This is a genomic window from Octadecabacter dasysiphoniae (genome assembly GCF_021532615.1).
In the GTDB taxonomy this organism is placed as follows: Bacteria; Pseudomonadota; Alphaproteobacteria; order Rhodobacterales; family Rhodobacteraceae; genus Octadecabacter; species Octadecabacter dasysiphoniae.
The window spans coordinates 544,955-559,726 of the sequence record NZ_JAKGAQ010000002.1 but is presented as its reverse complement, the minus strand read 5'-3'; the positions used below and the strand labels follow the sequence as shown (position 1 = coordinate 559,726).

Annotated in this window: 15 protein-coding genes; 10 read left to right on the top strand and 5 right to left on the bottom strand. The window is 58.0% G+C overall.

The genetic code is table 11. The annotated features are described in order from the left end of the window. Window positions 1–1,128 (bottom strand): porin, encoded by a 1,128-nt coding sequence (locus L0664_RS09675; RefSeq protein ID WP_235225599.1) that lies wholly within the window; start codon window positions 1,126–1,128, stop codon window positions 1–3. A 235-nt stretch (window positions 1,129–1,363) separates the two neighbouring features. Here L0664_RS09675 and L0664_RS09670 point away from each other — a divergent pair, with 235 nt between their 5' ends. Then, on the top strand, window positions 1,364–2,023 hold the full coding sequence (locus tag L0664_RS09670; RefSeq protein ID WP_235225598.1) for a YggS family pyridoxal phosphate-dependent enzyme: 660 nt from the start codon (window positions 1,364–1,366) through the stop codon (window positions 2,021–2,023). On the opposite strand, the gene L0664_RS09665 is transcribed toward L0664_RS09670, so the two are convergent. Then, window positions 2,010–2,504 (bottom strand): L,D-transpeptidase family protein, encoded by a 495-nt coding sequence (locus L0664_RS09665; protein WP_235225597.1) that lies wholly within the window; start codon window positions 2,502–2,504, stop codon window positions 2,010–2,012. The genes L0664_RS09670 and L0664_RS09665 overlap by 14 nt on opposite strands. Window positions 2,505–2,581: 77 nt before the next feature. Here L0664_RS09665 and L0664_RS09660 point away from each other — a divergent pair, with 77 nt between their 5' ends. Next, window positions 2,582–3,427: a DMT family transporter gene (locus L0664_RS09660; protein ID WP_235225596.1), complete on the top strand. Its 846-nt coding sequence runs from the start codon at window positions 2,582–2,584 to the stop codon at window positions 3,425–3,427. Here L0664_RS09660 and ribA read toward each other — a convergent pair. Then, a complete protein-coding gene (gene ribA / locus L0664_RS09655) occupies window positions 3,424–4,500 on the bottom strand; it encodes a GTP cyclohydrolase II (RefSeq protein ID WP_235225595.1) in 1,077 nt (358 codons plus the stop codon). The two genes, L0664_RS09660 and ribA, sit on opposite strands and share 4 nt — an antisense overlap. Before the next feature lie 153 nt (window positions 4,501–4,653). Here ribA and L0664_RS09650 point away from each other — a divergent pair, with 153 nt between their 5' ends. Then, window positions 4,654–5,340, top strand: coding sequence for a response regulator transcription factor (locus tag L0664_RS09650; RefSeq protein ID WP_235225594.1), 687 nt, complete (start codon window positions 4,654–4,656; stop codon window positions 5,338–5,340). Between the two features lie 155 nt (window positions 5,341–5,495). Here the strand turns inward: L0664_RS09650 and L0664_RS09645 are convergent, their stop codons facing one another. Beyond that, window positions 5,496–6,893 (bottom strand): pyridoxal phosphate-dependent decarboxylase family protein, encoded by a 1,398-nt coding sequence (locus L0664_RS09645; RefSeq protein WP_235225593.1) that lies wholly within the window; start codon window positions 6,891–6,893, stop codon window positions 5,496–5,498. Between the two features lie 78 nt (window positions 6,894–6,971). On the opposite strand from L0664_RS09645, the gene L0664_RS09640 reads away from it, so the two are divergent. The 5 genes from L0664_RS09640 (at window position 6,972) to L0664_RS09620 (ending at window position 10,856) form a co-directional block, all read left to right on the top strand. Then, on the top strand, window positions 6,972–8,087 hold the full coding sequence (locus L0664_RS09640; protein ID WP_235225592.1) for an aminotransferase: 1,116 nt from the start codon (window positions 6,972–6,974) through the stop codon (window positions 8,085–8,087). Window positions 8,088–8,122: 35 nt separating this feature from the next. Further along, window positions 8,123–8,911: an exodeoxyribonuclease III gene (locus L0664_RS09635; protein WP_235225591.1), complete on the top strand. Its 789-nt coding sequence runs from the start codon at window positions 8,123–8,125 to the stop codon at window positions 8,909–8,911. A 167-nt stretch (window positions 8,912–9,078) separates the two neighbouring features. Beyond that, window positions 9,079–9,990 carry a thioredoxin family protein gene (locus L0664_RS09630; RefSeq protein WP_235226170.1) on the top strand — a complete coding sequence of 304 codons (912 nt, stop codon included), beginning with the start codon at window positions 9,079–9,081 and terminating at the stop codon, window positions 9,988–9,990. Between the two features lie 27 nt (window positions 9,991–10,017). Next, window positions 10,018–10,665: an LON peptidase substrate-binding domain-containing protein gene (locus tag L0664_RS09625; RefSeq protein ID WP_235225590.1), complete on the top strand. Its 648-nt coding sequence runs from the start codon at window positions 10,018–10,020 to the stop codon at window positions 10,663–10,665. Next, window positions 10,665–10,856: a Trm112 family protein gene (locus tag L0664_RS09620; RefSeq protein WP_235225589.1), complete on the top strand. Its 192-nt coding sequence runs from the start codon at window positions 10,665–10,667 to the stop codon at window positions 10,854–10,856. Before L0664_RS09625 ends, L0664_RS09620 begins: the two co-directional genes overlap by 1 nt. Here the strand turns inward: L0664_RS09620 and L0664_RS09615 are convergent. Further along, window positions 10,853–12,094 carry a UbiH/UbiF/VisC/COQ6 family ubiquinone biosynthesis hydroxylase gene (locus tag L0664_RS09615; RefSeq protein ID WP_235225588.1) on the bottom strand — a complete coding sequence of 414 codons (1,242 nt, stop codon included), beginning with the start codon at window positions 12,092–12,094 and terminating at the stop codon, window positions 10,853–10,855. The two genes, L0664_RS09620 and L0664_RS09615, sit on opposite strands and share 4 nt — an antisense overlap. Before the next feature lie 41 nt (window positions 12,095–12,135). On the opposite strand from L0664_RS09615, the gene L0664_RS09610 reads away from it, so the two are divergent. Together L0664_RS09610 and L0664_RS09605 are read left to right on the top strand one after the other, a co-directional pair. Beyond that, window positions 12,136–13,476: an amidase gene (locus L0664_RS09610; RefSeq protein ID WP_235225587.1), complete on the top strand. Its 1,341-nt coding sequence runs from the start codon at window positions 12,136–12,138 to the stop codon at window positions 13,474–13,476. Window positions 13,477–13,584: 108 nt separating this feature from the next. Beyond that, a complete protein-coding gene (locus L0664_RS09605) occupies window positions 13,585–14,763 on the top strand; it encodes an aminotransferase class I/II-fold pyridoxal phosphate-dependent enzyme (RefSeq protein ID WP_235225586.1) in 1,179 nt (392 codons plus the stop codon). Window positions 14,764–14,772 lie beyond the last annotated feature (9 nt).

Genomic DNA, 14,772 nt, shown 5'->3' with positions numbered 1-14,772 from the left:
TTAGAAGTCGAAGGATACCTCAACAGTTGTGCCGCGCTGGTAGTCGCCTGCACCGATTTCATCTTCGTCGATGTCGTCGCTGTCGTCAGCATAGGAGATCAGCAGCTCTGCGCCGGAACCCAGGTCGTAGGAACCTGCAACGTAGAAACGATCTTCAGCAGCGTCCTGTGTCAGGTAACCAGCGTAGGCTGTGATGCCGTTGCCGACGTCATAAGAGCCTTCGAGGCCGATTTTTGTTACGCCTTGGTCGTCCTGGTAGTCCAGAGCAACTGCAACTGGGCCATTTTCGTAGGCCAGGTTTACACCGTAGTTGTCGCCACCAGCGGATTCAGCAACGAAGTAAGCTGTCGCAGTTACTGGACCCAGTGGGTAAGCAACTTTGATACCTGTGGAGTCTGTACCAGCAGTGGAGTTTTCAGCGTATGCGAGACGGATGTCTGCGCCACCGAAGGACGTGCCAACGGACAGACCGAAGATGTCTGCGTCAGTGATGTCGCCGTTTGCTGTGTTGTATGCTGTACCGTCAGCAGCCAAAGAGAAGGCTTCCTGGTAAGCTGCTACAACGTTTACGCCACCGAAGTCAGCGGACATACCGATGGAGAGCTGCTCCAGCTGGTCACCAGTGTTCTTTACGTCAGCAGAGTCTGCCAAAGCGTAAGAGATCTGTGTGGAAACGCCACCGAATGCTGCTTCACCGCGAAGAACAACTTCGCCGTCAGCTTCGGAGAAGCCGTCAGCTTCCATGTCGCCAGCGGATGCCCAGACGTTCTGTGCAGCGAAAGATGTGTCGCCGTAGTACATGCCAGCAGTTTCGGATGTCAGGGACAATGTGTAGTCAAAGCCATCTTCTGTGCCGTCTGTGGACGCATCGCCCAAGTTGTCCAGGTTCAAGGACGCAGCAGCCATCAGGCCGTTGTCGAGCTCAGCTGCGAAGCCTGCGACGATGTCGAGGTCGGAGTAGAAGCCAACGTTGTTGTCGCCGGCAGAAACAGCAACGTTGTTGCCGGTTGTGTCGTCGTTGAAGCCGAGAGAAGCAGTACCTGTGAAGGAGATGCCTGTGTGGCCTTCTGCAGCAGCAGCGCCAGCGAGGGCGATGAGTGCTGTGGAGGCAAGTAGGATACGTGTCATGTTGTTAATTCCTCGTGTTTGCATTCTGCGAGAATGCCAGTTCAACTAGCATTGGAGGCTGTTTGCGCCCAAACCCTTGCACACTCAAGGAATTTGGCCGTGCAAACCGGACCTGCCGTAAAAATGATGCAGACGTGCCACACCGCAGGTAACGGACCTGCGTAGATGACAGCGGGATGGTAACGCCCTATGTCAGGTTGCAACACAAAACACGTAATACCATCAGGAGCTTATCATGTCCCTAGAGCAAATCACCGCCCGTTTGCACGCCGCAGAGGCCAAGGCTGGTCGCAATGTCGGGGAAACCACGTTGATTGCGGTATCTAAGGTGCAGCCGAATGAAAGGGTGCAGGCGATTCTTGAGGAGGGCCACAGAGTCTTCGGGGAAAACCGCGTTCAAGAGGCCGCAGGGAAGTGGCCGGATTTTCGTGAACACTATGACGGGATCGAACTGCACATCATTGGCCCGTTGCAAACCAACAAGGTGCGGCAGGCGATGGAACTGTCACAGGCCATCCACACGCTTGATCGTCCCAAGCTGGCCAAAACCATTGCGCGTCTGGCGCAAGAAATGGGCGCATGTCCTGACCTCTATATACAAGTGAACACCGGCGCTGAGTCGCAAAAGGCCGGTATCCTACCGTCAGAGGCCGATGCGTTCATCGCTGAAAGCATTGCGTTGGACCTGCCTGTGCGTGGGTTGATGTGTATTCCACCTGTAGAAGAAGAACCGTCACTGCATTTCGCGCTGCTCGCTAAGATCGCCGCGCGCAATGGTCTCAACGGGTTGTCCATGGGAATGTCGGGTGATTTTGAATCCGCGGTCCCCTTGGGTGCGACGCACATTCGTGTCGGGTCAGCCATTTTCGGGGATCGCGTACCTACAGCACAATAAGACGGGTCGAATGTTGGATGCGGGGCGCGATCCACGCCAAATCAGCTGGCCGCAGCCCGATACAGCCTTCGGTCGGGTGCCCCGGTTTGCGCCAGCGATGTATAAAGATGGCCGACCCGCGTCCTTTGACGGCGTAGGGCCAGTTCCAATCGGTTAGAATCACCAGATCATACAGGCGGTCCGCACGGCGCAGTTTTTCGTGGCTGTGCGGATAGGGCGCGCGCACCATCATATTGTAGTCTTCGTGGGTTGGATCATCTGACCAAAGATCGCGGGGCCGGATCGGGAGCGCCCAATCAGTTGGCCGCACCATCTTGTCAGGCCGATAAAGCATCCCCACCAAACGATGCGTGCCGCGCGGTGTGGCGCCGTCGCCTTCCTTCTTATTGGTGCTGATGCCGCCTTTCCCCACCGAACAGGGAAATTTGCGGCCCATGAACCGCAGATGGGTGGGCGTAACGACAAGATCAGTGGCTTTCATGTTCCAAGACTGACCAGAAGGGCACGGGTTGTTCAAGCCATCGTCCTGCGCCTAATGTGCGGCAAAAGGGGATGCGAATGCCGACGATTGTTATCGGGACGACTTTGCTGGCGGCGTTGCTGCACGCCTGCTGGAATGCCTTGGCAAAGGGTGCCGCGGACAAACACCTTAGTATGGCGGGGGTTATAATCGGGCACCTTCCTTATGCGATTGTTGGCCTCGCGTTTGTGCCAATGCCTGATTTGGCGTGCTGGCCGTATCTGCTCGGCTCGCTTGCCTTGCATTTCGGGTATCAGATATTCCTTCTCAATTCCTACAAGATCGGTGACCTGACGCAGGTCTACCCTGTTGCGCGGGGTATTGCCCCTTTGATTGTCGCAATGGTGTCGGTGTCATTCCTGAATGTGATCCTCGGCTGGCAGGAAGTCATGGCAATTGTTCTGATCGGGACCGGCCTGTTGTCGCTCGGTTTGGTGCGCGGCCACGGCGGGGCGCGCAACCCGAAGGCCGCATTGTTGGCGGCGATCACGGGTTGTTTCATCGCGGGATATTCGCTGGTTGATGGTTTGGGCGCGCGCGTTGCGGGCACGGCTGTCGGGTTTTATGGCTGGTCGGCCATCGGCAGCGCCCTGATCTTTGCAGGATTCCTAAGGGCGACCAAACCGGGCCTGCTGTCGCGATTGCGGACCGAAGGACGGTTTGTTTTCATCGTTGGCGGCGGCGCATCCTATTGCGCCTATGCGTTGGTCGTGTGGGGATTCATGCAAGCGCCCATCGCGCTTGTGACGGCACTGCGGGAATCATCCATCATCTTTGCGCTGTTCATCGGGGTGTTCTTTATGAAGGAACGTCTGGACCTGATGAAAGTTTTTGCCACGTTCACCACAATCATTGGGGCGGTCCTGCTGCGGTTCGCACGCTAAAGGATGTGGCCCGATTTCGCGGCCTTCGTCGCAAGGTAGGATGTGTTGTGGCGATTTTCGCCAACCTTCAGCGGCACGCGCTCTGTTACCGTTAGCCCGCAATCGGTCAGTTTATCGACCTTGGCGGGATTGTTGGTCAGCAGGCGAACCGCGCTAAACCCCATGTCCTTCAGAATATCCGCGCCGATGCGGAAATTGCGTTCATCATCGTCAAAGCCAAGGCGGTGATTTGCCTCAACCGTGTCAAATCCCTGATCCTGAAGCGAATAGGCCCGCATCTTGTTGGCCAGCCCGATGCCGCGCCCTTCTTGGTTTAGATAAAGCAGCACGCCGGCCCCTTCGGCCCCCATCTGCGCCATCGCCCCGCGCAGTTGTGGGCCGCAATCACATTTGAGAGACCCCAAAACATCGCCGGTAAAACACGCTGAATGCAGACGGGTGAGAACGGGTTTGCTGCGGTCCGGATGGCCGATCTCAATTGCGTAGTGCTCCTCGCCTCCGTCATCGGGGCGAAAGATGTGCAAACGCCCCGCCTCTGACGCATCCATGGGCAGGCGGGCGTGAACGACACGGTTTAGCGCGCCCTGGTCTGCGGGGTCAGCCGCCGAACGCGAAACCAGTGTCAGATCATGGGTCGCGGCAAACGTGGCGGGGTCAAAGACCTCAACACTCAGGATCGCGGGCAGCAGTTGCGCGGATTTCACCAAAGCAATCGCAGCACGGTGTGGCCCTGCGGCGCCGTCGCGCACTGTAAACAACGGACCCTTCATTGGATGGTTCAGATCATCCGCAGGGTCCGCGATTGAACGCACCCATGTCATTGTCGCATATTCCGGAAGGTTGATGCGCGCCACGTCACCATCATAGGCACGCGCCTTAAGCGTCTGTGCCCGCCAACCTGTAATCGTCAAAAGCGGGTTTTCCGACATGTCGCGCAGCATCTGAAACCTGCCCGGAGTGAGCGTTTCGACGGCCAGAATGACCAAACCGTCTTCCAAAACGACAGGGACCCCCATACGCAAATCTGCGCGGGCGCGGGCAAGACGTTCTGTCGGGTCGGGTGCGAATGTCATAATTGGGCTTTCTTTGCCCCCTTCCGATACCTGTATCCGTGATAAATTGAAACATTTACCCTGCTGGTGACACGACGGCGTGAGCGGATGCCATAAAACTTGTGTGAACTCGTATCTCAACACATCTGTAATGCAACCAAGGAGACACCAGTAATGGCACAACTCAAGAAAATCCTGCTCGTCGATGATGATGAGGACCTGCGCGAGGCGCTGGGTGAACAATTGCTGATGACCGAAGATTTCGACGTCTTCGAGGCCGGTAATGGTGCAGAGGCCATGACGAAGGCCAAAGAAGGTCTGTACGACCTTGTGATACTGGACGTTGGCCTGCCCGATACTGATGGCCGCGAACTCTGCCGTTTGATGCGCAAACAAGGCGTGAAATGCCCGATTGTGATGCTGACAGGCCATGACGGCGACAGTGATACGATTCTGGGACTGGACGCTGGTGCGAACGATTATGTCACCAAACCGTTCAAATTCCCGGTCCTTTTGGCCCGTATCCGTGCCCAGTTGCGCACGCATGAACAATCCGAAGACGCTGTATTCACGCTTGGGCCGTATACGTTCCAGCCTGCGCAAAAGATGTTGGTGACAGAGGACGAAAAGAAAATCCGACTCACGGAAAAAGAGACAAATATCCTGAAATTCCTGTACCGCGCCACCGAAGGCGTTGTCGCCCGTGATGTGCTACTGCACGAGGTCTGGGGATATAACGCAGGTGTTACGACACACACACTGGAAACCCACATTTATCGTCTGCGCCAAAAGATTGAACCTGATCCGTCCAACGCGCGTTTGTTGGTGACGGAAAGCGGCGGCTACCGTTTGGTCGCGTAAAGTTCCCTTGGTGATGGGGTTACATCACCACCTCCCTGTTGGACTTGCCCCGGCCATTTTCGGTCGGGGCTTTTTTTGTCGAACAGGCAGAGCCTGTCCGATCAGCTGGGGGCGCTGCCCCCAGACCCCCGAGATATTTATAAACCAAAGAAGGGTTAGGTTTGGGTTGCCTCGACGGCTGTGATTGCGGCACGGATGTCATTGCTTGTCGTGCGGTGGCCAACGATGGCGGCGCGCAGGCAGGGAATGCCATTTACGGTGATTGTGGAAAACACGCCTTTGCCCGCATTCTGTAGGTCAGCCGCGATTTTTGTGACATCGCCTTTGGCCACCGAGAAGCAGCACAGGTTTGAAATGACGTCGTGTTGCAGGGTCAAATGGGGTGATGCGTTCACAAGGTCCGCCATTAATGCGGCCTGTTTGCAGTTGTCTGTAATGGCTTGGCCCATGGCGTCCGCGCCCAGTGTTTTGATGGCCGTCCAGACCTTGAGGGCCTTGAACCCGCGGCTGAGTTCGATTCCGTAGTCGCAGAACCATAAATCGCCACCCGCAAGGCCGGATTTGGCTGATTCGAGGTACGCAGGGCGGGATGAAAATGTGGATCTGTGCAGATCGCGGTCTGATATCAGGCAGGCACCGCAATCGTATTGCACGCCGGGCCATTTGTGTGTGTCCAGCGCGATGGAGTCCGCGCGCCCGATCCCGTCAGACAATTCGCGGTAAGGGCTATCAGCAAGGCGGGACCAATAACCGAAGGCCGCATCGACGTGCATCCAGATTTCTTCTTGTGCGGCGAGGTCTGCGATGGCGTTCAGATCATCGTAGGCACCAACACCAACAGACCCGGCCGTACCGATTATCGCCAGCGGAGCAAGGCCATTTGCGCGGTCTTCATCAATCGCGGCCTTCAAGGCGGGCACATCCATTTGGGACATGTCATTTACCGGAATTTGGCGCACACAATCAGACCCGTGCCCCATGATTTCCAGCGCTTTGGCAACGCAGGAATGTGCGCCTTTCGCCATGTAAACGCGGACTTCAGGCAGGGCGCGGATGCCTTTTTTGCGCACGTCCATTCCAAAGGCACGGGCGCGGGCGGCGGAAAGGGCAAGGATCGTCGCCTGTGATGTTCCCGTCGTCAGAATCCCGAACGCGGTGTTAGGCATTCCGGCGGTGCGGGTCAGCCAGTTGATCACCTCACGCTCAACTTCGGCAGCGCCGTGGTCACGCCCGCCGCAGTTGGAATTCATCGTGGCAGCGATCAGTTCAGCGCCGACCCCGACGGGCAGGCCTGTGCCGTGGACCCAACCAAAAAAGGCGGGGTGCGTGTTGCCTGTGGCGTAGGGCATGACCGTGTCTGTGATCTGGGTGAACACGTCTGCGGTGGGGGTCGCGGTGCCGTCCAGTTCAACGCCCATCTCGGTTGGTTTTTGCTGCCACGGTAGATCGCGCGCGCCTTTCATACGGGTCAGGCAGGTCTCAAGCAGATCATGCATATCACGCCCGAAAGCATCCCAGTCAGTAGGGTCGAGGTGGTGGCCTTCTTTGGTCATGATGCAATCCTTTTGTTCGCGCCATCTAGACGACGCCACGCGGGGCTGGTCAACTGCCGCCAACAAAAGGAGCTTTTCATGAAAATTGAACCTTTCGGGGTCGAGCAGTGGATGAACGCCTGGGAGACCAAGTGTGAGTTGAATTTGGCCGAGACCTGTGTGGCCTCTTTGACCTTGGCCGAGCTGATGCAAATGGCGGGGACGACGCAACAAATGCCGGGCGATTTGGCGGCGATGCAAATGACCTACGGAGAGATCCGCGGGTCGACCCGTTTGCGCGGTTTGGTGGCGGATATGTTTGACGGTCAGCGCGCCGAAAACGTGTTGATTACGCACGGGACAATCGGGGCCAATCACATGGTGTATCAGGCGCTTGTGGGTGCGGGGGATCATGTCGTGGCGATCACGCCGACTTATCAGCAACACACCGCGATTCCGCGCAGTTTGGGTGCGCAGGTGAGCGAAGTTTCCTTGAAAGAAACTGCCGGTTGGTTGCCCGATTGGGACGCCGTTGCAGCGGCCGTGACGCCTGCTACAAAGGTCATCGCGCTGACCAATCCCAACAACCCGACGGGCGCGCTGATCGACCGTGAGGGCCTTGAAAAGGTGGCGGAAATTGCGCGATCTGTGGACGCGTGGGTGCTATGCGATGAGGTGTATCGCGGCACCGAACAAGGGGCGTCTGTGCCATCGATTGTTGAGGTCTATGACAAGGGGATTTCGACGGGGTCGACGTCCAAGGCGTATTCGTTGGCGGGGTTGCGATTGGGGTGGATTGTGGGGCCGGAATCCCTGCTGGATGACTGCGAAATCCACCGCGATTATACGACTATTTCCGTTGGCATGGTTGACGATTATTTTGCGGCTATGGCGCTTGAGGCGCGGGATGTTGTGCTGGAAAGATCACGTGAGATTACACGGGGTAATCTGGCGGTTCTCGACCACTGGGTGAGAGGTGAAGCCAAGGCGCGATATGTGAAACCGCAGGCGGGCACGACGGCGTTTGTGGCATTGGATGTGCCAATGAAATCCTATGACCTTTGCGTCGCCCTTTTGCGCGATACTGGCGTCATGTTCACGCCCGGTTCCAGCTTGGGCGTTGAGGGCTATGTGCGCATCGGATTTGCCTGTTACCCCGAAGTGTTGAAACAGGGGCTGGCAAAGGTGTCGGACTGGCTGGCAAAGCAGGGCTGATACGGCTAGGATCACCGCGAAATCAGGAGAACATCATGCCCTTTACCCTTGCCACCTGGAACATCAATTCAGTCCGTCTTCGTGAGGGGTTGGTCGCGCGTTTGATGTCGCAAGAAGCGCCCGATGTGCTGTGTTTGCAGGAATGCAAAAGCCCCGTAGACAAGATCCCTTTGGAGCAATTTCAAGCACTTGGCTATCGTCACATGGTCGCCCGTGGGCAAAAGGGTTACAACGGTGTCGCGATCTTTTCGAAGATGAAAATCGAGGAAGCCGGTGCTGAGGATTTCGCCGATCTGGGCCATGCGCGCCACATTGCGGGGCGGCTGGAAAATGGCGTGACGGTGCACAATTTTTACGTGCCTGCGGGGGGCGATAAACCCAACCGCGAGATCAACGAAAAGTTTGGTCAAAAGCTCGATTACCTCACTGAAATGCGGGACCATTTTACGGCCAATGCGCCTGCGAAATCGATCCTTGTGGGGGACCTGAATATTGCCCCGCGCGAGGACGATGTTTGGGACCACAAGAAGTTGTTGAAGGTGGTCAGTCACACCCCCGTTGAGGTCGAAGCATTGGCCGAAGTTCAGGGCGCTGGTGGCTGGGTTGATGTGACCCGTGCGGACATCCCTGACGGCCCGCTTTACAGCTGGTGGAGCTATCGTTCACCGGACTGGGACGGGGCCGATAAGGGGCGTCGTCTTGACCATGTTTGGGCCACGCCTGACATCGCAAATGCCGCCCATTCAAGCCGCGTCATTCGTGCCGTTCGCGGATGGGAACAACCCAGTGATCACGCCCCTGTCTTTGCGACTTTTGATCTGTAATCAATAGGTTAGTACCATTAAATGGGCCGAAATGGCCCCTGATATGGTTTTGGTATGGGTCGGGTATGGGTTTGGTATGGGTGCCAAACGCCAGTAGAGGCCTTGGCGTTTGGGCTGCGGTTGCCCATATAGGCGCCAACACGACGTAACTTTTTTCGGAGAACATGATGCTTGAACTTGGTGGACAACAACCCGCAGCGGCGGATGATCTGATTAAGGACAGCGGCGATGCGACCTTTATGCAGGACGTGGTCGAGGTCTCTAAAACCATTCCGGTGATTGTGGATTTCTGGGCGCCGTGGTGTGGCCCGTGTAAAACGCTTGGTCCCGCGCTTGAGGCGGCGGTGACGGCGCTGGGCGGGCGCGTGAAGATGGTCAAGATCGACGTTGATCAAAATCAGGGCATTGCGGGCCAGTTGCAGATTCAATCGATCCCGACGGTGTATGCGTTCTTTAACGGCCAGCCCGTGGACGGGTTTCAGGGCAACCTGCCCCCCAGCGAAATTGAAGCCTTTGTGACCAAGATTGCCGATCTTGCCGGCCCTGAGGACAACGGCCTTGATGATGCCGTTGAAGCCGCTGAGGCGATGCTGGCCGAGGGTGAGGCCGCCGACGCGGTTGAGACATTTGCCGCGATCCTTGAAGAAGACGAGATGCATGCGGGTGCGGCGGGTGGTTTGATCCGGTCGTATCTGGCGATGGACGACGTGGCCCAAGCAGAAGCGGTGTTGAATGGTGTTCCTGCCGAAATTCATGACGCCAGCGAAATCGAAGCGGCGCGTGCGGCTGTTGAACTGGCCAAACAGGCGGCGGATGCGGGCCCGGTTGCGGAATTGACGGCTGCGGTTGAAGCTGATGAAAACGACCACCAAGCGCGGCTTGATCTGGCGACTGCGCTTCATGCGGCGGGCGACACCGAAGGCGCTGTTGATCAATTGCTTGATCTTTTTCGCCGCGATCGGGATTGGAATGACGGGGCCGCCAAGGCGCAATTGTTTACGATTTTCGATGCTTTGAAGCCGACAGATCCTGTCGTTTTGAATGGTCGTCGCAAGTTATCATCAATGATATTTGCCTGACGCGCAGTTCGGCCTAGTTTGCCCTACATGGGAACACATACAGATTTACCGAATACGATACCGATCTTTCCGCTGCCCGGTGCGCTTTTGCTGCCGCGCGCGCGGTTGCCACTGCATTTGTTCGAGCCGCGCTACCTTGCGATGCTTGATGATGTGCTGAAAACCGAAAGCCGATTGATCGGGATGGTGCAACCGTGTGAAACGCCGGACGGCACTGCCGGGCGTTTGCATTCTATCGGGTGCGCGGGGCGCGTGACCGCGATGTCGGAAACCGAAGATGGCCGGTATATGATTACGCTGGCGGGCCGATCGCGGTTCCGGTTGCGCGAAGAGGTTGAGGGATTCACGCCCTATCGCCGCGTTAAGGTAGATTGGTCGGGTTTTGAATCCGATCTTGGGCCGGAAGAGACCGACCCTGACATGGACCGCGACGGGTTGATGGATTTGCTGGGCCGTTTTTTCGAAGAACGCGGGTTGAGCACGGACTGGGAGACAATGTCGGACGCTGACCCCGAGTTGTTGATCAATTCATTGTCGATGATGTGCCCGTTTGAACCCGAAGAACGACAAGCGTTACTTGAGGCGCCATCGTTGGTGACGCGCCGCGAAACGCTGGTGACGTTGATCGAATATGCGCTTTATAGTGGCGATGACGCACAACAAATGATGCAGTGATGGCCGACGGCGAAAAGAATTTTGACCCCAGAATGTTGGAGGCACTGGTGTGTCCGCAATGTCAGGGGCGGTTGGCATATGACGCGGCGCGCGGTGAGTTGATCAGCAAGGCGGCGCATTTGGCCTACCCTATTCGCGGCGGTATTCCGGTTTTGTTGATTGACGAAGCGCGGGTGATTGACCCGGACTAGCCGCGCATCAGGCTGGGCAGATCACCTGTTAGACCCGCGGCCTCGCGGATGAAGGAACGGCGCAGGGCGGGGGCGGCGTTTAGCATGCCCATTCCAACGTCACGCACCGCGCGCAGCAATGGGTTATCGTTTGAAAACAATCTGTTGAACGTGTCCGTCGCGGCGGCGAGGGTCGCTGTATCAAACCGGCGCCATTGTTCATAACGGGCCAGAACGGCCGGGCTGGCGATATCTTCGCCGCGGGCTTTGGCGTCTGACAGGACATCAACCAAGGCCGCGACATCGCGCAGGCCCGCGTTCAGACCCTGGCCCGCGATGGGGTGGACGCCGTGCGCCGCGTCCCCGATCAGGGCCACGCGATCAGCGATAAAACGGTTCGCGATGGTCAGCCCAAGCGGGTAGCTGAAGCGTTTGCCTTGCAGTGAAATATCACCGAGGAAACTGCCGAAAGCAGGGCGCAGGGCATCGAGGAAATCATCGTCTTTCATCGCCATGATGTCTGCTGCGCGCGCGTCGGCTTCCGACCACACGATAGAACAGCGGTTGTCGGGAAGCGGCAGAATGGCCAGCGGTCCGGCAGGCATAAAGAATTGATGCGCGATGCCGCCGTGGGGTTTTTCGTGGGCAACGGCGCAGACGATTGCGGTTTGCCCGTAGCCCCAGCCCGTGCGTTTGATGCCTGCGCGCTGTGCGGTGCCCGACGCGCGCCCGTCTGCCCCCACAATCAGCTGTGCGGTGATGGTTTTGCCGGACGCCAGCGTGACGCTGCCTGCGGTTTGGGACACCACGGTTTCGCCGGACACTTGGGTGATCCGTGCATCGCCGTCCATTTTGGTCAGCAAGGCTTGGCGTAGGTGGCGGTCTTGGCACATGTAACCCATGGGGCCTTCTTCGATTTCGCGGTGATCAAAGTGCATCATCCATGGGGCGGGGCCTGTGCCCGCATGCCCATCGGTGACTTTGATTTCCAGCATCGGTTCTGTGTGGTCTTTGACATCATCCCACAGATCGATCCCGCGCAGCAGCCGCATGGACGCATGGGCCAGCGCATAAGACCGCCCGTCAAAATCGCGCAGTTTGCGGGTTGGCGCGGGCAGGGCGTCAATGATTGTGACGTTCAGGCCCGTCTGCGCGAGGGCAATCGCGAGGGTGGGGCCATTCAGCCCGCCCCCGACGATGATGATGTCTGTGTCCGTTTTCATAAGAGGCAATATGCGCGCGGCTGCGGGATTGTCCATGTGCTGCATGGTCGCTACCGTCACTTTCAAAGGAGATAGCAATGCAAGATTGGCTTTGGGCGAGCGCGGCGGATTTGGGGCGCGGAATTGCGCGCGGTGAGATTGACCCCATCGATTTGTGCGAGGCCTATCTGGCGGCGATTGACCGGCACGAGATGCGCGACCGGATTTATGCGCGCGTGACCCATGATCGTGCCCGCGCCGAGGCTAGGGCGGCATCTGCGCGCGCCAAGGCGGGGCAGCGATTGTCGCCGTTGGACGGTGTGCCGATCAGCTGGAAGGATTTGTTTGATACGGCGGGTGTCGGGACCGAAGCGGGTACCAAATTGATGGCGGGCCGTGTGCCGGACCGCGATGCAGAGGTGCTGCGCGTGGCAACGGGCATGGGCCTTGTGTGTTTGGGGAAAACCCATCTGACAGAAATCGCGTTTTCGGGGTTAGGATATAACCCGAGCACGGCCACACCGCCTTGTGTGAACGATGCGGCTGCGGTGCCCGGCGGGTCGTCGTCGGGTGCGGCGGCATCTGTTGCGTTTGGGTTGGCGGCGGCGGCTGTTGGGTCTGACACGGGGGGATCGGTGCGTATTCCGTCGGTTTGGAATGACCTTGTGGGGCTGAAAACCACGTTCGGGCGGCTGTCTGTTGAGGGGTCCGTCGCGCTGTGTTCGCAGTTTGATACGGTCGGGCCGTTGTGCCGCACGGTTGAGGATGCGGCGTTGATGCTGGCCGCGCTTGAGGGCGGCGCGGCGGCCGATTTGGGCGGTGCGTCGTTGAAGGGAATGCGGTTTGGCGCGCTACAATCTGTCGTTCTAGACGATGTGGACGCGGCCGTGATGGCGGGCTATCTGGCGGCCGTTGCCACGTTGGAGGCCGCGGGGGCGGAGGTTGTTGCGGTGAGCGTGCCCGAGCTGGACCGCGCGTTTGAAATGTCATTGCCGCTGTACACGGCGGATGCCTATGCCAACTGGCGTGATTTGGTCGAAGCGGACCCCGACAAGATGTACCACCAGATTTTGTCGCGGGTGCGGGGAGGCAAAGATGTGCTGGCCCATGAATATCTGTCGCTTTGGGATGAATTGCGCGACATTCGTGCGGTCTACGGTGCGGCGACGGCGGGGTTTGATGCCATTGTCTGCCCCGGTGCGCCGGAATTGCCGCCGAACTTGCAGCGTTTGATCGATGATGCCGAATATTACCGCGTTCAAAACCTGAAGGCGCTGCGAAATACGCGGGTTGCGAACCTGATGGGGTTGGCGTCGCTTGCGCTGCCTACGGGGGTGCCATCGGTGGGGATTTTGATCAATGTGGCGGGGGGCGATGATGCGCGTCTGTTGCGGATTGGGGCCGCTGCACAGGCCGCCCTGAATGCGGATCGGGCGTAAAAGCCACACAAGTGACCGATAAGGCGTCCTTTTTCTGGACACGGTCAGCCCTGTCAGGCTACTTTGGATGAAAGCGACCCGTTAATGAGGTCGTAGTTTGAGGCAGTAATGACATACCCCGAGCGGTTTTCGAACCTACCGGCCTATGCGTGGCCGCGCTTGCGCGCCTTACTCGACGTCCATGAACCGGGCGGCGACCCTATAAACATGACCATCGGTGAACCGCGCCATGCGTTCCCGTCGTTCGTGCCCCAAGTGATGGCCGATTCCATTGGTGAGTTTGCGAAATACCCAACAAACGAAGGCGCGCCAGAGCTGTTGGCGGCGATTTGTGGTTGGATCACGCGGCGCTATTCTGTCGATATTACACCAGACCGCGTGATGATTTTGAACGGCACGCGCGAAGGGCTGTACAACGCGGCGATGGCGCTGGCGCCTGAAACCAAGAACGGCAAACAGCCTGTCGTGTTGTTGCCCAACCCGTTTTATCAGGTCTATGCGATTGCGGCTTTGTCGGTGAATGCTGAACCGGTGATGGTGCCCGCAACCGAAGACACGGGGCATTTGCCGGATTATGCGGCGTTGCCCGCTGATGTGTTGGACCGCACGACAATCGCCTATATTTGTTCGCCCGCTAATCCGCAGGGCGCAGTGGCGACGCGCGAATATTGGGCGACGTTGATCGCGCTGGCCGAAAAGCACGATTTCAAGATTTTCGCGGATGAGTGTTACAGCGAGATTTACCGCGACACGCCGCCCATGGGCGCGCTTGAGGCCGTGGCCGATACGGGCTGTGACCCTGAGCGCGTTGTCGTGTTTCATTCGTTGTCCAAACGATCCAACCTGCCCGGCCTGCGATCCGGTTTTGTCGCGAGCGGGCCGAAAAATACCAAAGAGATGCGCCAGTTGCGTGCCTATGCCGGTGCGCCGGTGCCGATGCCCATTCAGCGGGTGTCGACGCGGGTTTGGTCGGACGAAACCCATGTGATCGAGAACCGTAATCTGTACCGCGCGAAGTTTGACGCCGCGGATGAGGTTTTTGCAGGCATCAATAGCTACACGTCCCCCGAAGCCGGATTTTTCCTTTGGCTTCCTGTGGAGGACGGAGAGAAAGCCACGCTAAGGCTGTGGCAAGAGACAGGCGTTCGGGTTCTTCCCGGCGCTTACCTGAGCCGACCCGACCCAAGCGGGGACCCTGGCTCAGGATATATCCGGGTGGCTTTGGTCGCCCCAAAAGAAGAAACGCAGCGCGGTTTGACCCAAATCCGCGACTGTTTGTACACGTGAGGAAATAGG